Source organism: Streptomyces sp. NPDC035033 (assembly GCF_040636735.1).
Classification (GTDB): Bacteria; Actinomycetota; Actinomycetes; order Streptomycetales; family Streptomycetaceae; genus Streptomyces.
Window position 1 is genome coordinate 18,969 of record NZ_JBEZUZ010000057.1, and the last position, 18,672, is coordinate 37,640.

General features: G+C 74.9%; 20 protein-coding genes. 8 read left to right on the plus strand and 12 right to left on the minus strand.

Translation table 11 applies throughout. The features are described 5' to 3' along the window. Nucleotides 1–168: 168 nt before the first annotated feature. Entirely contained in the window at nt 169–1,026 is an 858-nt protein-coding gene (locus AB0E83_RS22440; RefSeq protein WP_362114557.1) for an alpha/beta fold hydrolase, read from the plus strand. A gap of 9 nt (nt 1,027–1,035) precedes the next feature. Here AB0E83_RS22440 and AB0E83_RS22445 read toward each other — a convergent pair whose 3' ends face one another. Together AB0E83_RS22445 and AB0E83_RS22450 are read right to left on the minus strand one after the other, a co-directional pair. Next, the gene (locus AB0E83_RS22445) at nt 1,036–2,094 is read right to left on the minus strand and encodes a lytic polysaccharide monooxygenase (protein WP_362114560.1); all 1,059 of its coding nucleotides are present in this window, start codon (nt 2,092–2,094) and stop codon (nt 1,036–1,038) included. A 153-nt stretch (nt 2,095–2,247) separates the two neighbouring features. Beyond that, the gene (locus tag AB0E83_RS22450) at nt 2,248–2,916 is read right to left on the minus strand and encodes a response regulator (protein WP_362114563.1); all 669 of its coding nucleotides are present in this window, start codon (nt 2,914–2,916) and stop codon (nt 2,248–2,250) included. A 148-nt stretch (nt 2,917–3,064) separates the two neighbouring features. Here AB0E83_RS22450 and AB0E83_RS22455 point away from each other — a divergent pair, with 148 nt between their 5' ends. The 4 genes from AB0E83_RS22455 to AB0E83_RS22470 all read left to right on the plus strand — a co-directional run bounded on the left by AB0E83_RS22455 (nt 3,065) and on the right by AB0E83_RS22470 (nt 6,639). Then, entirely contained in the window at nt 3,065–4,048 is a 984-nt protein-coding gene (locus tag AB0E83_RS22455) for a tripartite tricarboxylate transporter substrate binding protein (RefSeq protein ID WP_362114566.1), read from the plus strand. Beyond that, entirely contained in the window at nt 4,045–4,551 is a 507-nt protein-coding gene (locus AB0E83_RS22460) for a tripartite tricarboxylate transporter TctB family protein (RefSeq protein WP_362114569.1), read from the plus strand. The genes AB0E83_RS22455 and AB0E83_RS22460 overlap by 4 nt, the downstream gene beginning before the upstream one ends. A 3-nt stretch (nt 4,552–4,554) precedes the next feature. Beyond that, nucleotides 4,555–6,048 carry a tripartite tricarboxylate transporter permease gene (locus AB0E83_RS22465; protein WP_362114572.1) on the plus strand — a complete coding sequence of 498 codons (1,494 nt, stop codon included), beginning with the start codon at nt 4,555–4,557 and terminating at the stop codon, nt 6,046–6,048. A gap of 141 nt (nt 6,049–6,189) precedes the next feature. Further along, the gene (locus tag AB0E83_RS22470) at nt 6,190–6,639 is read left to right on the plus strand and encodes a DUF6299 family protein (protein ID WP_362114575.1); all 450 of its coding nucleotides are present in this window, start codon (nt 6,190–6,192) and stop codon (nt 6,637–6,639) included. Here the strand turns inward: AB0E83_RS22470 and AB0E83_RS22475 are convergent. Further along, on the minus strand, nt 6,626–7,144 hold the full coding sequence (locus AB0E83_RS22475; RefSeq protein WP_362114578.1) for a DUF402 domain-containing protein: 519 nt from the start codon (nt 7,142–7,144) through the stop codon (nt 6,626–6,628). The genes AB0E83_RS22470 and AB0E83_RS22475 overlap by 14 nt on opposite strands. Continuing rightward, nucleotides 7,125–8,048: a GNAT family N-acetyltransferase gene (locus AB0E83_RS22480; RefSeq protein ID WP_362114581.1), complete on the minus strand. Its 924-nt coding sequence runs from the start codon at nt 8,046–8,048 to the stop codon at nt 7,125–7,127. Before AB0E83_RS22480 ends, AB0E83_RS22475 begins: the two co-directional genes overlap by 20 nt. 73 nt (nt 8,049–8,121) lie before the next feature. Between AB0E83_RS22480 and AB0E83_RS22485 the strand changes: the two genes are divergently transcribed. Further along, the gene (locus AB0E83_RS22485) at nt 8,122–8,499 is read left to right on the plus strand and encodes a GntR family transcriptional regulator (RefSeq protein ID WP_362114584.1); all 378 of its coding nucleotides are present in this window, start codon (nt 8,122–8,124) and stop codon (nt 8,497–8,499) included. Between the two features lie 45 nt (nt 8,500–8,544). On the opposite strand, the gene AB0E83_RS22490 is transcribed toward AB0E83_RS22485, so the two are convergent. The 4 genes from AB0E83_RS22490 to AB0E83_RS22505 all read right to left on the minus strand — a co-directional run bounded on the left by AB0E83_RS22490 (nt 8,545) and on the right by AB0E83_RS22505 (nt 12,452). Continuing rightward, nucleotides 8,545–9,654: a DUF5925 domain-containing protein gene (locus tag AB0E83_RS22490; protein ID WP_362114587.1), complete on the minus strand. Its 1,110-nt coding sequence runs from the start codon at nt 9,652–9,654 to the stop codon at nt 8,545–8,547. A gap of 73 nt (nt 9,655–9,727) precedes the next feature. After that, nucleotides 9,728–10,492 (minus strand): polysaccharide deacetylase family protein, encoded by a 765-nt coding sequence (locus AB0E83_RS22495; protein WP_362114641.1) that lies wholly within the window; start codon nt 10,490–10,492, stop codon nt 9,728–9,730. A gap of 56 nt (nt 10,493–10,548) precedes the next feature. Further along, nucleotides 10,549–11,619, minus strand: coding sequence for a glycosyltransferase family 2 protein (locus AB0E83_RS22500; protein ID WP_362114590.1), 1,071 nt, complete (start codon nt 11,617–11,619; stop codon nt 10,549–10,551). Further along, nucleotides 11,616–12,452 carry a glycosyltransferase family 2 protein gene (locus AB0E83_RS22505; RefSeq protein ID WP_362114593.1) on the minus strand — a complete coding sequence of 279 codons (837 nt, stop codon included), beginning with the start codon at nt 12,450–12,452 and terminating at the stop codon, nt 11,616–11,618. The genes AB0E83_RS22500 and AB0E83_RS22505 overlap by 4 nt, the downstream gene beginning before the upstream one ends. A 634-nt stretch (nt 12,453–13,086) precedes the next feature. Between AB0E83_RS22505 and AB0E83_RS22510 the strand changes: the two genes are divergently transcribed. Beyond that, the gene (locus AB0E83_RS22510) at nt 13,087–13,893 is read left to right on the plus strand and encodes an SGNH/GDSL hydrolase family protein (RefSeq protein WP_362114596.1); all 807 of its coding nucleotides are present in this window, start codon (nt 13,087–13,089) and stop codon (nt 13,891–13,893) included. Here the strand turns inward: AB0E83_RS22510 and AB0E83_RS22515 are convergent. Further along, nucleotides 13,877–14,905 carry a serine/threonine-protein kinase gene (locus AB0E83_RS22515; protein WP_362114599.1) on the minus strand — a complete coding sequence of 343 codons (1,029 nt, stop codon included), beginning with the start codon at nt 14,903–14,905 and terminating at the stop codon, nt 13,877–13,879. The genes AB0E83_RS22510 and AB0E83_RS22515 overlap by 17 nt on opposite strands. Before the next feature lie 297 nt (nt 14,906–15,202). Between AB0E83_RS22515 and AB0E83_RS22520 the strand changes: the two genes are divergently transcribed. Beyond that, nucleotides 15,203–15,475 carry a hypothetical protein gene (locus tag AB0E83_RS22520; RefSeq protein WP_362114602.1) on the plus strand — a complete coding sequence of 91 codons (273 nt, stop codon included), beginning with the start codon at nt 15,203–15,205 and terminating at the stop codon, nt 15,473–15,475. 192 nt (nt 15,476–15,667) lie between these two features. Here AB0E83_RS22520 and AB0E83_RS22525 read toward each other — a convergent pair whose 3' ends face one another. From AB0E83_RS22525 to AB0E83_RS22535, 3 genes are all read right to left on the minus strand, one after another. Then, nucleotides 15,668–16,864 (minus strand): CaiB/BaiF CoA-transferase family protein, encoded by a 1,197-nt coding sequence (locus AB0E83_RS22525; protein WP_362114605.1) that lies wholly within the window; start codon nt 16,862–16,864, stop codon nt 15,668–15,670. A 64-nt stretch (nt 16,865–16,928) separates the two neighbouring features. After that, nucleotides 16,929–17,705 carry an ABC transporter permease gene (locus AB0E83_RS22530; protein WP_362114608.1) on the minus strand — a complete coding sequence of 259 codons (777 nt, stop codon included), beginning with the start codon at nt 17,703–17,705 and terminating at the stop codon, nt 16,929–16,931. Then, the gene (locus tag AB0E83_RS22535; RefSeq protein ID WP_362114611.1) at nt 17,702–18,640 is read right to left on the minus strand and encodes an ATP-binding cassette domain-containing protein; all 939 of its coding nucleotides are present in this window, start codon (nt 18,638–18,640) and stop codon (nt 17,702–17,704) included. Before AB0E83_RS22535 ends, AB0E83_RS22530 begins: the two co-directional genes overlap by 4 nt. Between the last annotated feature and the right edge of the window lie 32 nt (nt 18,641–18,672).

The following is an 18,672-nucleotide window of genomic DNA, read 5'->3' on the forward strand; positions in this document are numbered from 1 at the left end:
GGAGGCGCGGCCGCCGGGGGAGAGGCGGACACGCCAGTTTTTACCGACGCGTAACTTCCCAGTCGGTAACACCCGTGCGTAACTTGGCGGAGAACTTCCCCCGCTCGTGGTCCGGGCCACAGGGCACAGCACCCCCACCATCCCCTTGAGCCGCAAGGAGATCGCCCGATGCTGCCCTGGAAACACCTGGTCAGAGCGCTGTCCGTCCTGCTCCTGACGATCGCCGCCGTCCTCGCCCCCACCGCCGCCGCCCAGGCCGCCGCGCCCAGTCGCGGCTGGAACGACTGGACCTGCAAGCCCTCCGCCGCCCACCCGCGCCCGGTCGTCCTCGTCCACGGAACCTTCGGCAACTCCGTCGACAACTGGCTCGCCCTCGCCCCCTACCTGGTGAACCGCGGCTACTGCGTCTACTCCCTCGACTACGGGCAGCTGCCGAACGTGCCCTTCTTCCACGGCCTCGGCCCCATCGAGAAGTCCGCCGGACAGCTCGACGCCTTCGTCGACCGGGTCCTCGCCGCCACCGGCGCCCCCGAGGCCGACCTCGTCGGCCACTCGCAGGGCGGCATGATGCCCCGCTGGTACCTCAAGTTCCTCGGCGGCGCCGAGAAGGTGAACGCGCTCGTCGGCATCGCCCCCGACAACCACGGCACCACCCTGCTCGGCCTCACCAGGCTCCTGCCGTACTTCCCCGGCGCCGAGGACCTGCTGAAGGAGACCACCCCGGGCCTCGCCGACCAGATCGCCGGCTCCGCCTTCCTCACCCGGCTCAACGAGGGCGGCGACACCGTCCCCGGCGTCCGCTACCACGTCATCGCGACCAAGTACGACGAGGTCGTCACCCCGTACCGCTCCCAGTTCCTGAGCGGACCGAACGTCACCAACGTCCTCGTCCAGGACAAGTGCGCCCTCGACCTCTCCGAGCACGTGGCCATCGGCACGGTGGACCGGGTCGCCTTCCACGAGGTCGCCAACGCCCTCGACCCGGCCCACGCCACCCCGACCACCTGCCTGTCGGTGGCCGGCTGACCCCGCCGGCTAGCCCCGCCGCGTCCGGCGCGATCGCCGCGTCGCCGCGAACAGCACGGCCGCGCCGGCCGCCAGGACGCCGGCCCCGACCAGCGCCAGGTACGGCGTGGCACCGTCCCCGCCGGTCTCCGCCAGCTCCACCGCCCCTCCGGCCGGCGCCGGAGCGGGCGCGGCGGAGGCCGGCGCGGTCTCCTCCGCGGCGGCGGTCTCCTCGACGGCGGTCTCCTCGGCGCCGGCCTGCTCGGTGGCCTCGGCGGTCTCGGCGGTCTCGGTGGCCTCGGCGGAGGGCGCCGGGGTCTCCGGGGCCGCCGTCACCCCGGCCCCGGTGGAGGCGTCGTCGTCCCCGTGCCCCCCGTGCTCGACCGAGGACTCGTCCGCCCCCTCCTCGATCTGCGTGTCCGTCGGCGCCGAGGCCGACGGCGCCGCACCGCCCCCGTCCTCCGCCCCGAACACCACGTCCGAGCAGGTGTAGAACGCCTCGGGGGAGTCGGACCGCTGCCAGACCGAGTAGACGAGGTGCCGCCCCGACTTCTCCGGCACGGTCCCCCGGAACACGTAGTCGCCGTCCCGCATCTCCGGGTCGGTCACCGTCACGAACGGCTCCGCCTCCAGGTCCGCCCAGGTCAGCGGCTTCGACGGGTCGTACCCGTCCTTCGTCACGTACAGCGCGAACGTCCCCCTGTGCGGCGCCGTCCCCTTGTACCGGAAGGTGTGCTCCCCGGCCGTCATCCGCGACGCCGGCCAGTCCGCCCGCGCGAGGTCGAGCCCCCGGTACTTGTCGTTGCCCGCGCTGCACAGCTTCCCGTCCGGGATCAGCGCCCGGTGCTGCCCCGCCGCGTTCGCGATGTTCACCGCGTTCCAGTCGTAGAACGCCTGCGGCCCGCTCGCCGCCACCGCCGCCCTGCACGCCGCCGACGAGGGCGACTCGGGCCCCTCCGCGTAACAGGCCGCGACCCGGCTCACCGGATCGGTCATCGAACCGTGCGCGTGGGCGGGCGCGCCGGCGAGCCCGGCGAGGGCGACCGCGGCGGAGGCGGTGAGGACGGCGGCCGTACGACGAGACGACATGGAGACGCTCCTGACACGAGGGTGGGGTGTGGGGGGTGCCCCGCACGCTAGCCGCCGAGAACGCCGGAGAAGGCCCCGGAGAGCGGGAGACGACGATTCTTAGGGCCGCTTTAAGGCCCACGAAAGCACCGCCTCAGGAACGGCCCCCGCCCCTCAGCCCGCCGGCCGGTAGCGGCGCTCCGGGCGGCCCGTCCCGCCGTACCGGAGGGTCACCTCGGCGCGCCCCGTGGCGGCGAAGTGCTCCAGGTAGCGGCGGGCGCTGACGCGGGAGAGGGAGCCGGCCTCCGCGCACTCCGTCGCCGAGAGGCCCTCCGGGTGGGCGCGGAGGATGCCCTCGACCAGGTCGGCGGTGTGCGGGGCGAGACCCTTGGGGAGCTCGCGGGAGCCGGGCGGACGGGTACCGAAGATCTGGTCCACGTCCTCCTGGCGCGCCTCGTCCAGGCCGTCGAGGCGGGTGCGCAGGGAGGCCGCGTGGCGCAGCTGCTCGTGCAGCGCCGCCTGGTTGAAGGGCTTGATCAGATAGTGCAGGGCGCCCGCCCGCAGCGCCGCCCGGACCATGCCCGCGTCCCGGGCCGCCGTGATGAAGAGCGCGTCCACCGCGAGGCCCGCCCCGCGCAGTTCGCGCAGCACCCCGATGCCGTCCATGTCCGGCAGGAAGATGTCGAGGAGGACGAGGTCGGGGCGGAGCCGGTGGGCGGCGCGCAGCGCCTCCGCGCCGGTGTGCGCGACACCGACGACGGAGAAGCCCGGCACGGCCGACACGTAGCGGCTGTGCAGCTTGGCCACCATGAAGTCGTCGTCGACCACCAGCACCTTCGTCACGCCGGACACGGTAGGTCGCGACCACAAGGACCACAACGTCCGTTGGTTGCGGAAGGGAGACAGCTTCCTCACGCGCGGGCAACATGTGGCCCACTTCACTTCTCCCGGGCCCGTCCCGGAACCCACCCACCCACCGAGAGGCGGCCTCGTGCGTCTGCGCACCCCCTTCGCCCTGCTCGGGGCGGCGCTGCTGGTGCTCGTGGGGCCGCCGCTGCTCACCCCCGGCAGCGGCCCCGACACCGGCACCGACATCCCCGGCCTGCGGTTCATGGTCCCCAACACCCCCGGCGGCGGCTACGACATCACCGCCCGCACCGCGGCGAAGAACGCCGAGGAGGCCGGGCTCACCGGCGGCATCGAGGTCTTCAACCTGCCCGGCGCGGGCGGCACCGTCGGCCTCACCCGGCTCGTCGGCGAACGCGGCGACGGCCGGATCGCCATGTCGATGGGGCTCGGCGTCGTCGGCGCCGTCCACACCAACAAGACCGCCCGCACCCTCGCCGACACCACCCCGATCGCCCGGCTCACCGAGGAGCAGGACATCGTCGTGGTCTCCAAGGACTCCCCGTACCGGACCATCCAGGAGCTGCTCGCCGCCTGGAAGAAGGACCCCGGGAAGCTGCCCGTCGGCGGCGGCTCCTCGCCCGGCGGCCCCGACCACCTCGCGCCGATGCTGATGGCCCGGGCCGCCGGCATCCCGCCCAAGGACGTCAACTACGTCCCCTTCGACGGCGGCGGCGAGCTCCTCGCCTCCATCCTCGGCTCCAAGGTCGCCTTCGGCGTCTCCGGCGTCGGCGAGTACCTCGACCAGATCGAGGCCGGCGAGCTGCGCCTGCTCGCCGTCACCGGCGCCGAACGCGTCCCCGGCCTCGACGCCCCCACCCTCCGCGAGGCCGGCCTCGACACCGAGTTCACCAACTGGCGCGGCATCGTCGCCCCGCCCGGCCTCACCGACGCCGAACGCGAGCGGCTCGTCACCCTCGTCACCAAGCTGCACGCCTCGCCCCAGTGGCGGGAGTCCCTGAAGACCCACGGCTGGACGGACGCCTTCCTGCCCGGCGAGGAGTTCGGCGCCTTCCTCACCGAACAGAACGCCCGCGTCGACACGGTGCTGAAGGAGCTCGGACTGTGACCACCCCGCTCAAGGACCGGCTCAAGGACCGCTCCGAGCTCGGCGTCAGCGCCCTGCTCCTCCTCCTCGGCGTCCTCGTCCTCACCGACGCCCTCACCCTCGGCGTCGACGTCTCCGCCCGCGGCCCCGTCGGCCCCGCCACCGTCCCCCTGCTCGTCGGCGGCGGCCTCCTCGTCGTCGCCGTCCTGCTCGCCCTCGACGTCCTCCACGGCGGCCGCGGCGAGGCCGAGGGCGGCGAGGACATCGACCTCGCCGCCCCCGCCGACTGGCGCACCGTCCTCCTCCTCGTCGGCGTCTTCCTCGGCTTCGCCGTCCTCATCGGGCCGCTGGGCTTCCCGGTCTCCGGCGCCCTCCTCTTCTGGGGCGCGGCCTACGCCCTCGGCAGCCGCCACCCCGCCCGCGACCCGCTGATCGCGGCCGTCCTCTCCCTCCTCACCTACGGCGTCTTCGACCGGCTGCTGGGCGTCCCGCTGCCCGGCGGACCGCTGATGGGAGTGCTCTGACCCATGGAAACCCTGACCTCCCTGACGGACGGCTTCGCCACCGCCCTCACCCCGGTCAACCTGCTGTGGGCCGCCCTCGGCGTGCTCCTCGGCACCGCGATCGGCGTCCTGCCCGGCATCGGCCCCGCCATGGCCGTCGCCCTGCTGCTCCCGGTGACCTACGGCCTCGAACCCACCGGCGCCTTCATCATGTTCGCCGGCATCTACTACGGCGCCATGTTCGGCGGCTCCACCACCTCGATCCTGCTCAACACCCCCGGCGAGAGCGCGGCCGTCGTCGCCGCCATGGAAGGCCATCCGATGGCCAAGGCGGGGCGGGGCGCGCAGGCGCTCGCCGCCGCCGCGATCGGCCACTTCACCGGCGGCATGATCGGCACGATCCTCCTGGTCGTCCTCGCCCCCACCGTCGCCGCCCTCGCCGTCGGCATCGGCGCCCCCGACTACTTCGCCCTGATGGTCCTCGCCTTCGTCGCGGTGACCTCGGTCCTCGGCTCCTCCCGGATCCGCGGCGTCGCCTCCCTGCTCATCGGCCTCACCCTCGGCCTGGTCGGCCTCGACCAGCTCACCGGCCAGCAGCGGCTCACCTTCGGCTCGCTCCAGCTCGCCGACGGCATCGACGTCGTCATCGTCGCGGTCGGCCTCTTCGCCATCGGCGAGGCCCTGTGGGTCGCCGCCCACCTGCGCCGCACCGCCGCCCGGCCGGTCCCGGTGGGCCGCCCCTGGCTGGGCCGCGAGGACGTGAAGCGCACCTGGAAGCCGTGGCTGCGCGGCCCGTTCATCGGCTTCCCGTTCGGCGCGATCCCGGCCGGCGGCGCCGAGATCCCGACCTTCCTGTCGTACGTGACGGAGAAGCGGCTCTCGAAGCACAAGGACCAGTTCGGCAAGGGCGCCGTCGAGGGCGTCGCCGGACCCGAGTCGGCCGCGTCCGCCTCCGCCGCCGGCACCCTCGTCTCCATGCTGACCCTCGGCCTGCCGACCACCGCCGTCGCCGCCGTGATGCTCGCCGCCTTCCAGCAGTACGGCATCCAGCCCGGCCCGCTGCTCTTCGAGCGGGAGCCCGAGCTGGTGTGGGGCCTGATCGCCTCGCTCTTCGTCGGCATGGTGCTGCTGCTCGCGCTCAACCTGCCGCTCGCGCCCGTCTGGGCGAAGCTGCTGCGCATCCCGCGTCCGTACCTCTACGCCGGCATCCTCTTCTTCGCCGCCGTCGGCGCCTACGCGGTCGGCGGCGAGGCCCTCGACCTGGTCGTCCTCCTGGTCGTCGGCCTCCTCGGCCTCGGCATGCGCCGCTACGGCCTGCCGGTCCTGCCCGCGGTCATCGGCGTGATCCTCGGCCCGGCCGCCGAGCAGCAGCTCCGCCGCGCCCTCCAGATCAGCGACGGCTCCGTCACCGGCCTGGTGAACACCCCCTTCGCGGTGACCGTCTACGCCGCCGTGCTGCTCCTGCTGACGTGGCCGCTGGTGCGGAAGGCGGTGGTCCGCGACCGCACCGGCGCCTGACCGGCGGGGCGCACGCCGGTACGACGATCAGGGCGCCGCCCGGGCAACGCGCCGATGAAGGGGTGAGTTTCGGCCCCCGGGCGGCCGGATCCGGTATCCCTGGCGGGCGACGTCTCCCCCCACCCCGAAGGGACTCCCCCCATGCGCGTCCGACTCGCCCTCGCCGCCACCGCGCTCCTCGCCGCGGCCGCCGCCCCCCTCGCCCACGCGGGAGGGGCGGACGGCCCCGCGGCCGACCCGGCCGCACCGCTCGCCGACCTCCTCACGGTCGACCCGGCCGGCCTCCTCGGCGCCGACGGCACGGTCACCCTCTCCGGCACCTACCGCTGCCTCGACGACAGCGCGGGCCCGGTCTTCGTCAGCTCCACCCTCCGCCAGCAGGACCGTTCCGCCGGGATCGGCGGCACCCGGGCCGTCTGCGACGGGCGGCTCCGCACCTGGACCAACACCTCCGTGGTGAAGGAACCCGCCTACCAGCCCGGCGAGGCCCGGGTCGACGCCACCCTCATGCAGCTCACCCCGCAGGGCGAGCTCGGCCTCCCCGTGCCGGGCTTCCTCGTCACCCAGGGCGCCCCCGTCACCCTCGGCTAGGACCCGGCCCGGCGGGCGGGACGGGCCGGCCGAGCAGCGCCACCAGGCCCCGCCGGCCCAGCCGTTCCAGCTCGTCGAGGGCGGCCACGGCCCGCCCGGCCGCCTCCGGATCGGAGACGGCCAGACCGCTCGCCGCGAACTCGTCCTCGTCGAGCCGGAGCACCTCGCTGCCGTCCGCCGACACCCACAGGTCCAGGTCCAGGTCCTCGACCGTCACCCCGGCCGGCCCGATCGCGGCCGGCCGGGTGATGTCGCAGTACCAGCCCTTCAGACCGCCCTCCGCCGACCACACCTCCTTGACCGTGAACCAGCGGTCGGCCCAGTAGTGCTCGACGAAGACGTCGCCCGGCTCGAAGCGCACGAACCCGAAGTCCCGCACCCCCTCCGCCGCCCACGGCGCCCGCACCGAGAGCCGCGTCCCCGTCTCCGCCGTCACCTCGGCGCGGTAGCGGATCTTCAGCCGTCCCGCCTTCCACAGCGCCACCTCAACCGAGCGTCCGGACATACCGCACCTCCGTCGCGTCGATCGCGTACCCGAACCAGGCGTTGATCGCCAGCATCGGCCCGTTCCCGGCGTCGTTCCCGGTGAACGCCTCCACGCAGCCCGCCGCCCGCGCCCGGTGCAGCGCGTGGTTCTTCACCAGCTTCGCCAGGCCCCGGCCGCGGAACCCGGGGGCCGTCCCCGTCATGCCCGAGGAGTACCGCCCCCGGCCGTCGGTCCGCGCCGCGCTGAACGCGGCCGGCACCCCGTCCACCACCGCCACCGTCGTCAGCGTCCGGTCGAGCAGCGGGTGGTTCCAGGTGGTGGCCAGCCAGTGCGGGTAGTCGTCCAGCTCGGCGCCCACGTCCCCCGGCTCGTCGGCGGTGGTCGCCGCGTCCAGCTCGAAGAGCGGCCGCGGGTCCGCCGCGAAGTCCTCGGCCGTCCGCAGCTCGACGCCGGCCGGCGGCTCCTGGAGCGGCGGCAGCACGGCCGTCGCCAGGTCGAGCCGGAGGAAGTGCGCGGAGCGGCTCGGCGCGTACCCCCGGCGCTCGGCCCAGCCGCGGTTCGACGGCTCGTCCAGGGCCCAGCTGTACAGCACCGTCGCGCCCCGCTCGGCCAGGTGCTCCTCCGCCGTGCGGGCCAGCAGCGTCCCCGCGCCGAGCCCCCGGCGGGCCGGGTCCACGTACACGTCGAGGTAGCCGACGCCGGGCCTCGGGGCGTCGTGCGCGAGGCCCACCTGGGCGGTCCCGATCACCTCCCCGTCCTCCGTCACGGCGACCAGCGGCCGGGCGTGCGCCTCGGGATGGGCGTGCGCCCAGTCGTACGCCACCTGCTCCGCGGTGGCCAGCATGCAGGGAAGGGCCGCGCGCCGGACGCGGGCGAAGGCCCCGGCGTCCTCGGGCCGTACGGCACGGACGATCACAGTCATGGTGCCGCACGCTACGGCGGGGGCCGTGCCGCCGCCTCCCATTTTCCCGGGGGGTGGGGGCAGAATCGGGCGGGTGACACTGACAATCGCCGTGGACCACCAGTCCACCACCGCCCCCTACGAACAGCTGCGCGCCCAGATCTCGGAGCGGGCCCGGTCGGGCAGACTCCCGGTCGGCTACAAGCTGCCGACGGTCCGGGGACTCGCGGAGCAGCTGGGGCTCGCCGCGAACACGGTCGCCAAGGCGTACAAGGCCCTGGAGGCCGACGGGGTCATCGAGACCCGGGGCCGGCACGGCACCTTCGTCGCGGCGGCCGGTGACGCCGCCAGCCGCCGGGCGGCCTCCGCCGCCGCCCAGTACGCGGAGGAGGCGTACCGCCTGGGTCTCACCCGCGACGAGGCCGAGGCCGCCGTCCGGGACGCGCTGCGGGCCGCGTACGACTCCGAGTGACGGACGGGCGGTCCGCCGGGGGCCCGGCCCCGGCGGACCGCCCTCTCACAGATAGAGGCCGGGGGCGGGGGCGCGCTGCTCCGGGAGCTCGGTGGGGGAGGCGCCGCGTCGCAGCGCGAACAACTCCGCCAGGGTGGCGCCCCCGGCCGGCACCCCGTCCTCGCGGCCCAGCCACGCCACCGACTCGGCGCGGGTGAGCGGCCCGACCTCGATCCGGGCCAGGCAGCGGCCGGGCCGGACGATCGCCGGGTGCAGCCGCTCCAGGTCCTCGTTGGTGGTGAGCCCCACCAGCACGTTGCGGCCCTGGCCGAGCAGACCGTCCGTCAGGTTCAGCAGCCGGGACAGCGCCTGCCCGGTGGCCTCCTTCGCCCCGCCCCGGATCAGCTCGTCGCAGTCCTCCAGGAGCAGCAGCCGCCACCGCTCCTTCTCGGTGCCGTCGTCCTCCCCGATGGCGATGTCCATCAGATAGCCGATGTCGTTGAAGAGCCGCTCGGGGTCGAGCACGCAGTCCACCTGGCACCACTCCTGCCAGGACCGGGCGAGGGTGCGCAGCGCGGAGGTCTTGCCGGTGCCGGGCGGACCGTGCAGCAGCAGGAGCCGCCCGCTGACGTCCTCGGGCGTCAGCTTCATCAGCCGGTCCATCGACCCGGCCACCGGCGCCGTGTAGTTCGGGCGGGCCTCCTCCCAGGTGGCCGCGCTGATCCGGCGGGTCATCCGGCGCGGGCCGCGCTGCGGGGCCAGGTACCAGAAGCCCATCGTGACGTCCTCGGGCTCCGGTTCGGGCTCGTCCTTGGCGCCCTCCGTCGCCTCGGCGAGGATCCGCGCGGCCAGCTCCGGGTCGGTCGCCGTCACGGTGACGTCGGCGCGGTGCTTCCAGCGGGAGGAGAGGATCGTCCATCCCTCGCCCTCGGCGAGGACCGAGCTGCGGTCCTCCTCCTTGGACCCCCACAGCACCCGGGCGCCGGGCGGCAGCAGGGTCGCGTCGGGCCTGGCCCGGTCCAGGGTGACGCCGTGCGAGTGCGGCTGCTCCCCGGTGGTGAACCGGTCGAGGAAGAGCGCGTCCATGACGTCGCTCGGGGAGTCGCTGTCGTCGAGGTTGACCACGACCGGCAGCGGCGCGCGCGGCCCGGACGGTGCTGCGGGGGTGTCTGGCATGCCGCCATGATCCGCCAACCGGCCGGGCCGCGCACGGGGTTTTGCCCCGGCGGGCCGGGACTCCGCCGGGCCCTCAGATCCAGTGCCCGCGCACCGCCCCCCGGGCCCGGCGGGCCAGCGCGTACCCCTTGGTGAGGACGCGGTCGGCGGCGAAGTTCCGGCCGATCGCCCGGCCCTCGACGAGGCGGGCGAACTCCTCGGCCGTGGTGGAGCGGCGGACGGTGACCCGCTCCAGGGCGTACGGCCCCTGGCGGCGGCGGGCGAGCGCGTTGCCGACCGCGAGGGCCTGGGCGAAGCCGGCCTCCCGGACGGCGGCGCGGACCCGCCGGCTGGAGTAGCCGTACGGGTAGGCGAAGGAGACCGGCGCGGTGCCGAGCTCCTCGCCGACGAGCTCCCGGCAGCGCAGCGCCTCGAACCGCAGCCGGCGCGCGTCGAGCTGGTCCAGCTGCGGGTGGCTGTGGCTGTGCCCGCCGATCTCGGTGCCGGCGGCGGCCAGTTCGCGCACCTGTCCCCAGGAGAGCATGGTGTCGAGGGCGCCGCCGGTGGCGTGCCGGCCGGGCAGCCAGCCGCTGGTGACGAAGACGGTGCTCGCGAAGGAGTGCTTCGCGAGCACCGGCAGGGCGTACCGGTGCACGCCCTCGTAGCCGTCGTCGAAGGTGATGAGCACCGGCCGCTCGGGCAGCGCGGCGCCGGTCCGCCAGGCGGCGGCGAGCGCGGCGGTGGTGAGCGGGGTGAGCCCCCGCTCGGCCACCGCGTCCATCTGCGCGGCGAAGGCCCCGGGCGTCACGGAGAGCCCGAGCGTGGCGGGCGCGGGATCGGGGGCGACCGCGTGGTACATGAGGATCGGTACGGGGACGGACCCGGGTACGGGCTCCGCCTCCGCGGGGGTGCCGGTCACGCGACCGCCCCCTCGGCCGCCGGGTCCCGGTCCCGCCGGGGACCGTCCACCGGGGCGATCGGGCCCCACGAGAAGGCGGGGGCGCCGCCGCGGCGGGCGCGGAGGGTGCCGAGGGCGTAGCCGCCGGCGGCGAGCGCGACGCCCGTGGCGATCGCCCCGGCGCGGCCCGCGCCGCCCGGCCGGCCCAGCAGGGCGTCCCGCACCCCGCGCAGCACGCCGGCGGGCAGCACCCGGCTGGTGTAGCGCCGTTCGGACTCCAGGCCCTTGCCCGCGCCGACGCTCTGGGCGACCAGCGCCTTGGACAGCCCCTCGGCGTAGACGCGGGTGCGGAAGTAGGCGAAGCGCTCGCGGGCGGCGGGCACCTTGTGGTGGATGACGGCCCGGTCGTCGATGAGCAGGACCGCGCCCGGCACGGCGTTCGCCAGCCGGATGCACAGCTCGGTCTCCTCGCAGCCGAGCGGCCGGCGGTCGCCGTCCCGGCCGATGCCGGTGGCGAAGCCGCCCGCCGCGTCGAAGGCGGTGCGCCGGAAGGAGGCGTTGCCGCCGAGCACGTTGCGCACCCGCACCCGGCCGGGGGGCAGCCCCCGGTAGGTGCAGCCGACGACCCAGTCGAACTCCTCGGGGAACCAGGCGGGCCGGCGGCCGGAGGCCCAGACGGGCAGGGTGCGTCCGCCGACGGCGACGACCGCCGGGTCCCGGTAGCCCGCGGCGAAGTGGTGGAGCCAGTCGTGCTCGGCCACGGCGTCGTCGTCGAGGAAGGCGACGAACTCGCCGCGGGCGGCGGCGATCCCGGTGTTGCGGCCGGCGGAGAGGCCGCGGGGGCCCGTGTTGGCGAGCACCCGCACCTCGCCGCGGGCGTCCGTGCCGGGCTTCGCCGCGGATCCCGCGTACTCCTCGGCGAGCCGGTGCAGCAGCCGCTCGTTGTGGTCGACGACGAGCAGGGTCTCCAGCGGCGGCAGCGACTGCTTCCGGACGGAGTCGACGGCGGCGAGGATGTCCGCCCACCGCTCCTCCGTGTAGACGCAGATCACCACCGAGAAGCGGGGCGGGGCCGGACGGTCGCTCAAGAGACCTCTCCCCGGGGGACGTTGACCGGCAGCGCGGCGGGGCGGCGGAGCGCCCGGGCGGCCTTCGGGACGCGCTTCTCCCGGAGGATCACCTTGAGCACCCGGATGCCGTCGCGCACCGCGTTGAGGTTGCTGACGCCGTGGATGCGCAGGTACTCGTGGCTGGGGACCTCCTGCACCTTGAGGCCGGCCTTGACGACCCGGATGTTGATGAGGGTCTCGATCTCGAAGCCGGTGCAGTCGAGGGTGATCTTGTCGAGGCAGTGCCGCCAGAAGGCGTTGTAGCCGTAGCAGAGGTCGGTGTAGCGGGCGCCGAACTTCCGGTTGACGAGCGCGCACAGGGCCCAGTTGCCGAGGCGGCGGATACCGGTCATGTCGTCGGTGCCGCCGCCGTTCGCGAAGCGCGAGCCCTTGGCGAAGTCGGCGCCGCCGACGAGGGCGGAGACGTAGGAGACGATCTCCTGGCCGTCGGCCGAGCCGTCGGCGTCGACCATGACGATGATGTCCCCGGTGCAGGCGGCGAAGCCGCTGATCAGCGCGTCGCCCTTGCCCTTGCCGACCTGCTTGACGACCTTGACGTCGGGCCACAGCTCACGGGCCACGTCGACGGTGTTGTCCGTCGAATTTCCGTCGACCAGGACGACTTCGTGAATCCATTCCGGCAAGGTCTTGAACACGTACGGAAGATTTTCCGCCTCATTCATCGCGGGAATGACGACACTCACCGGGGGAGTGATCGCCAGATGCGACGTGATGGCCCGGTACTGGGCCGCTATTCGACTCGGCTCGGTGAATTCAGGGCCCGTGGTGGGCGGGCGCAGGAACGAGCTCATGGGTCGTTTTCCCTCTCGTCCGGTGGGCCGCCCACCCCTGGGCGACCCGGTCGTTTGTCCGGTGCGAAAGGGGGGTTCTCGCCATGCCCGCACGGAAACGATCTCCTTGCGGGATCGGTGAGTTGGCATGACTGGCCGCGCGGTACCCGCGACTCGGCGCACTGATCCGCACCGAGCACGGCACCCCCCTACCGCGCCCCGCTCCGGGACCATCGCGACGCCAGCGCCCTCCCCTGAGCCGCTTTGCTGATGGACCGATGCGGGTGAGATGTACGACGGTATTGATGAATGGGACTGTATGGCAAGTCCCGCTGGTGCGACCCGGTTTCTGGCACTTTGGCGAACGATCGGCGCTCGTGAGCGCCCTCTTCTCGATCGGATTTGATCAATCCGTTTTCGCGACGGAAGCCGTGGGGTTCCGTGGTACTCCCGTGCGACGTCGGGCGGATGTGTCGTGATCCCGTTCGACCGGAAAGCGGGAGAGGATCCTCCGGTTCCTCAGGTGGCCGAAAAGTGACGGCTCCTGAGGGATGTTCACTCACTCTCCAGGGTCAGTTTTGACATGAACACTTCCGGCGGGGCGGATCCGATGCTACTTCCTGGTAGCGCAGAGATCCTGCTACAGGGAGGTTCCATGAAACTGTCGCGATTCGCGGCCTTCGCGTCCTCGCTCCTGCTCGGTTCCGTCCTCGCCCTGACCGGGGCGGGCGCCGCCCAGGCCGCCGAGTCGGCCGCCCTCGACTACGTGGCCCTCGGCGACTCGTACTCCTCCGGCGTGGGCGCCGGCAGCTACGACAGCGCCAGCGGCGACTGCAAGCGCTCCACCAAGGCCTACCCGCGGCTCTGGGCCAACGCCAACGCCCCCTCCTCCTTCGCCTTCACCGCCTGCTCCGGCGCCGTCACCACCGACGTCACCACCAAGCAGCTCGGCCCGCTCTCCTCCGCCACCGACCTGGTCTCGATCACCGTCGGCGGCAACGACGCGGGCTTCGCCGACGTCATGACGACCTGTGTGCTCCAGTCGGAGTCCACCTGTGTCAACCGGGTGAACCAGGCGAAGGGGTACGTCGACTCGACCCTCCCCGCCCGCCTCGACGCCGTGTACGACGCCATTCGCGCCAAGGCCCCGGCCGCCCGGGTCGTCGTCCTCGGCTACCCGCGCTTCTACCAGCTGGGCGGCAGCTGCGTCGCCGGCCTCAGCGAGACCGAGCGGGCGGCCATCAACGGCGCCGCCGACCACCTCAACGCCGCCATGGCCAAGCGCGCCGCCGACCACGGCTTCGCCTTCGCCAGCGTCGTCCCCGCCTTCACCGGCCACGAGATCTGCTCCGGCTCGGCCTGGCTGCACAGCGTCAACTGGCTCAACATCGGGGAGTCCTACCACCCGACCGCCGCCGGCCAGTCGGGCGGCTACCTGCCCAGCTTCAGGAACGCGGCGTAGCGGCGGGTCCCCCGTCCGCCGCCCCCGCGGCGCCGGGAACGGCCGGAGCGGTGCTCGACGCCCCGCCCCCGCCGGGACCGGCGCCCCGGTCGCCGTCCCTGACGGCCTGCCAGACCAGCACCCCCACGATCACCAGGAGCCCGGCGATCCCGGCGGCGACCACCGCGCTCCGCCGGGGACCCCTCCGCCCCGGGCCCGGGACCGCCGGTCCCGGCGCGTCCGGCTCCCCGGCCGCGCGCTCCTCCGCGCGCGCCCCGCGCACACCGTCCGCTCCGTCGTGCTCCCGGTCCCCCGGGCGCCCCGGAGCGCGCACCGGCGCCTCGCCGGCCGGCACGCCCCCACGGGGCCGCTCCCCGGCCCCGGCCACCCGCTCCAACTCCCGTACGGCCCCGGCCCGCACGTCCGGATCCCGGTCCGCCAGGCCCTCGACCACCGGCGCCAGCGGCCCCGACCGGGGGTCGGCGACCGTCCCGCCGAGCAGCGCGCCCAGCGACCGCAGGTCGTCCCCCGGCCCCGGCGGCGGCGCGTCCGGCACGGAGGTCCCGGTGGCCACGCCCGTGACCACCACCCGCCCGTCGTTCGCCAGCAGCACCCGGTCCGGGCCGAGTTCGCGATAGGGGACGCCGGCCTCCCGGGCCGCCCGCAGCGCCGTCAGCACCCCGAGCGCGACCCGCGCCGCCTCCCGGTCCGGCAGCGGCCCCCCGGCCTCCAGGGTCTCCGCCAGCGTCAGCCCGCGGACCAGCTCCATCACGATCCACGGCCGGCCGTGCTCCACGGCCACGTCGTACACCGCGGCCACGCCCGGACCGGAGATCGCCTCCGCGGCCCGCGCCTCGCGCTCGACCCGCGCGTACAGCAGCCGCTCCTCCGCCTCGGGCGTCCCCGGCGGGGCGTGCACCTCCTTGACGGCCACCTCGCGGCCGAGCGCCTCGTCCCGGGCGCGCCAGACGATCCCCGCCGCGCCCTCCGCGAGGGCGTCGAGCAGCCGGTAGCGGCCCGCGATCAGCGTCATGGCCCCACGGTAACCGCCGCCGGTCCGGGTGGCGACCCACCCGGACCGAGTCCGGTGTCGTAGATCACACCGGCCTCCGGGGCCGCGGCCGGGCGGCCGGGGTGCAGGATGGTTCATGACGGTTCGGCAGGTGTTCGAACCCTGTCCAAGTCGCCCTGGAATCAGACGTATTCGGAGAGTGACCGTCAACCCCCGTACGAGTGCCGTGAATCCCGTCGGTGGGATACACGCGTGTCACTGTGGGGCGATAGGGTTAACCTGCCCGGGCCGGGTGCCCTCGTACGGGTGGGGAGTGACATGGAACAGATAACGATGCGCAGCAGGCCGCGTGTGCCTGCCATCACCTGCGGGAGCAGCGCGACGAGTTCGCGCCTCGACCGCCATCTCGCGGTGCTCGGCGGTCCCGCCGTGCCGCAGCGCGAGGTGGCCGAGGCGACGCTGCTCATGCGGGAACTGACGACCCGTCGCCACGAGGCGCCGACCGCCGGCCGGCACGGCGGGCGCGCGCGGGTCTCGCTCTTCGCCCCGCTCCGCCGCCTGCGCCGCAGCCTCTTCGGCGCGCGCCACTAGTCCGCACCGCGCGCACCAGGGCGCCGGATCCGCGTACCCGACGCGACCCGCCCGCCCCGGTCCGCCGCCCGCACCCACCCGCACGCCGAGAGCGCCGGACGCGTCCCCGCCCGTCCGGCGCTTCGTCGTCCCCGCTCCGCGCCGCGCCCGCCCGGAGCCCGCGCCGCGCCGGCCGGGCCGTCCCGCGTCCGCTCAGGCCACCACGCCGGCCGCCCGCAGCTCCTCCACCTCGGCCGCCGGCACGCCCAGCTCCGCCAGGACCGCGTCCGTGGACTCGCCCAGGGCCGGGACCCGCCCCATCGGGGCCTCCGGGCCGTCCGGGAAGACGACCGGCGGCAGCAGCGAGGGGAGCGGGCCGACGGGGGAGTCCACCGGCCGCCACCGGTCGCGCGCCGCCAGCTGCGGGTGCCGCACCAGCTCCGTCACCGAGTTGAGCCGCGCGCAGGCGATCCCGGCCGCGTCCAGCCGGTCCACCGCCTCGGCGGCCGGCAGCGCGGCGAGCGCCGCCCCGACCGCGGCGTCGGTCGCGGCCCGGCCGGCGACCCGGGCCGCGTTCGTCGCGAAGGCCGGGTCGTCGGCCAGTTCCGGCCGCTCCAGCACCCGTTCGGCGAGCCGCCGCCACTCCCGGTCGTTCTGGACCGAGAGCAGCACCAGGCCGCCGTCCGCCGTCGGATAGGCGTCGTAGGGCGCGATCACCGCATGCGCGAGCCCCGTGCGCGCCGGGGGCGTACCTCCGTGCGCCCCGTGGTGCAGCGGGTGCCCCATCCACTCGGCGAGCGCGTCGAACAGCGACACCTCCACGGGGCCGCCGAGGCCGGTCCGGCCGCGCCGGACGAGGGCGGCGAGGACGCCCGAGTACGCGTACATCCCGGCCGCGATGTCGGCGGCCGGGATGCCGGACTTGACGGGCTGTCCGGGGGTGCCGGTGACCGAGACGAGCCCGGTCTCGCACTGCACGAGCATGTCGTACGCCCTGCGGTGGGCGTACGGGCCGTCCGGCCCGTAGCCGGAGATGTCGACGGCGACGAGCTCCGGGCGGGCGGCGCAGAGCGCGGCCGCGTCGAGGCCGAGGCGGGCCGCCGCCCCGTGCGCGAGGTTCTGCACGAAGACGTCGGCGCCGTCCACCAGCCGCCGCACCAGGGCGAGTCCGCGCGGGTCCTTCAGGTCGACGGCGACCGACTCCTTGCCGCGGTTGCACCAGACGAAGTGCGAGGCCAGGCCCCGGGCCGCGGTGTCGTAGCCGCGGGCGAAGTCGCCGCCGTCGGGGCGCTCGATCTTGACGACCCGGGCGCCGAGGTCGGCGAGCTGCCGGGTGGCGAAGGGCGCGGCGACGGCCTGCTCGACGGAGACGACGGTGATCCCGTCCAGGGGGAGTGGCTGAGTGCTCATGCCCGTCTGCCTACCGTGCCCGGAGGGCGGCTGTCACCGGGACCTGGATCACGCTCCGGCCGGTTCAGCGGCGCGCGTACCGGCGGACGGCGAGCGGGGCGAGGACCGCGATCAGGCCGAGGGACCACAGCAGCGAGCCCGCCACCGGGTGGGCCACCGGCCAGGCGGCGCCGTCCGGCACCGGCGCGTTGCCGAAGAGCACGCGCACGGCGGTGGTGACGGCGGAGATCGGGTTCCACTCGGCGACCGTCCGCAGCCAGCCCGGCATGCCGTCGGTCGGGATGTACGCGTTCGAGAGCAGCGGCAGCATGAAGGCGGCGCTGCCGAGCTGGCCGGCCGCCTCCTCGCTCTCGGAGGCGAGGCCGAGCAGGATCCCCGCCCAGGTCGTCGCGGCGCGGAAGAGCAGCAGCAGGCCGAAGGCGGCCAGCGCGTCGAGGGCGGTGCCCTCGATCCGCCAGCCCATGGCGAGTCCCACCAGGACCAGCGGCACGGTGCCGGCGGCGCAGACCAGGAGGTCGGCGACGACCTGCGCGAGCGGCACGGCGGCCCGGCTCACCGGGAGGGTCCGGAAGCGGTCCATGACGCCCCGGTGGGTGTCCTGGGCGGCCTGGAACATGCCGTTCATCAGGCCGCCCGCGGCCGTCGCGACCAGCAGGCCCGGGACGAGGAAGGCGCGGTAGTCGGCGCCGGGCATGGCGAGGGCGCCGGCGAGGACGTACCCGAAGAAGAGCAGGAAGACGACGGGCATCGTCTGGGTCATCACGGTGAGGGCGGGGGCGTGCCGGATCCGCCGCAGGTTGCGGCCGACCAGGGCGGCCCCTTCGAGGGCGAGGGCGTTCACGCGGCGGTCTCCTTCCGTCCGGTGAGGCGCAGGAACACCTCGTCGAGGGTGGGCGGACGCAGCGAGGCGTCGACGATGCGGATGCCGGCGGCGTCGATCTCGCGGACCAGCCGGGGCAGGGTGAGGGCGGGGTCGGTGCTGATCGCGCCGACCGTGCGGCGCTCCGGGTCCAGGTCCGGCGCCGAGCCGGTCAGCCGGTCCAGGACGGCCGCGGCGGGCTCCAGCGGCCCGGGCCCGGCGAGGACGACCTCGGCCCGGCTGCCGACGAGCGCCTTCAGCCCGGCCGGGGTGCCCCGGTGGGCGGCCCGGCCGTCCTCGACGAGGACGATCTCGTCGGCGAGCCGGTCGGCCTCCTCCAGGTACTGGGTGGTGAGCACCACGGTGGTGCCCTGCCGGGCGAGCCCCCGGACGGCGTCCCAGACGGCGCCCCGGCTGCGCGGGTCGAGGCCGGTGGTCGGCTCGTCGAGGAAGAGGACCGGGGGGCGGCCGAGCAGGCAGGCCGCGAGGTCGAGGCGGCGGCGCATGCCGCCGGAGTAGGTGCGGACGAGCCGGTCCGCCGCCCCGGCCAGGCCGAACTCCTCCAGGACCTCGTCGGCCCGGGCGCGCGGCAGGCGCAGCAGCCGGGCGAAGAGGCGCAGGTTCTCGGCGCCGGTGAGGTCGCCGTCGACGGAGGCGTACTGGCCGGTGACGGCGATCCGCCGCCGCACCCCGGCCGGGTCGCGCACCAGGTCGTGGCCGGCGATCCGGGCGCCGCCGGCGTCGGGCGCGAGGAGCGTGGTGAGGATGCGGACGGCGGTGGTCTTGCCGGCGCCGTTGGGGCCGAGCAGGCCGCAGACCGTGCCCTCGGGGACCGCGAGGTCGAGCCCGCGCAGCGCGCGGACCTCGCCGTACCGCTTCTCCAGACCCTCACTAAGTACAGCGTACGTAGTTGTCATGGGGAGACCGTACCGCACTACGTACGGTGTAC

Bases quoted from the DNA above. Each gene is read 5' to 3' on its own strand.
- AB0E83_RS22475 (WP_362114578.1), bottom strand. From the start codon at position 7,144: ATGTCCGGACGCTCGGTTGAGGTGGCGCTGTGGAAGGCGGGACGGCTG.
- AB0E83_RS22510 (WP_362114596.1), top strand. From the start codon at position 13,087: ATGAAACTGTCGCGATTCGCGGCCTTCGCGTCCTCGCTCCTGCTCGGT.
- AB0E83_RS22480 (WP_362114581.1), bottom strand. From the start codon at position 8,048: ATGACTGTGATCGTCCGTGCCGTACGGCCCGAGGACGCCGGGGCCTTC.
- AB0E83_RS22535 (WP_362114611.1), bottom strand. From the start codon at position 18,640: ATGACAACTACGTACGCTGTACTTAGTGAGGGTCTGGAGAAGCGGTAC.
- AB0E83_RS22490 (WP_362114587.1), bottom strand. From the start codon at position 9,654: ATGCCAGACACCCCCGCAGCACCGTCCGGGCCGCGCGCGCCGCTGCCG.
- AB0E83_RS22525 (WP_362114605.1), bottom strand. From the start codon at position 16,864: ATGAGCACTCAGCCACTCCCCCTGGACGGGATCACCGTCGTCTCCGTC.
- AB0E83_RS22505 (WP_362114593.1), bottom strand. From the start codon at position 12,452: ATGAGCTCGTTCCTGCGCCCGCCCACCACGGGCCCTGAATTCACCGAG.
- AB0E83_RS22515 (WP_362114599.1), bottom strand. From the start codon at position 14,905: ATGACGCTGATCGCGGGCCGCTACCGGCTGCTCGACGCCCTCGCGGAG.
- AB0E83_RS22520 (WP_362114602.1), top strand. From the start codon at position 15,203: ATGGAACAGATAACGATGCGCAGCAGGCCGCGTGTGCCTGCCATCACC.
- AB0E83_RS22470 (WP_362114575.1), top strand. From the start codon at position 6,190: ATGCGCGTCCGACTCGCCCTCGCCGCCACCGCGCTCCTCGCCGCGGCC.
- AB0E83_RS22495 (WP_362114641.1), bottom strand. From the start codon at position 10,492: ATGTACCACGCGGTCGCCCCCGATCCCGCGCCCGCCACGCTCGGGCTC.
- AB0E83_RS22440 (WP_362114557.1), top strand. From the start codon at position 169: ATGCTGCCCTGGAAACACCTGGTCAGAGCGCTGTCCGTCCTGCTCCTG.
- AB0E83_RS22465 (WP_362114572.1), top strand. From the start codon at position 4,555: ATGGAAACCCTGACCTCCCTGACGGACGGCTTCGCCACCGCCCTCACC.
- AB0E83_RS22445 (WP_362114560.1), bottom strand. From the start codon at position 2,094: ATGTCGTCTCGTCGTACGGCCGCCGTCCTCACCGCCTCCGCCGCGGTC.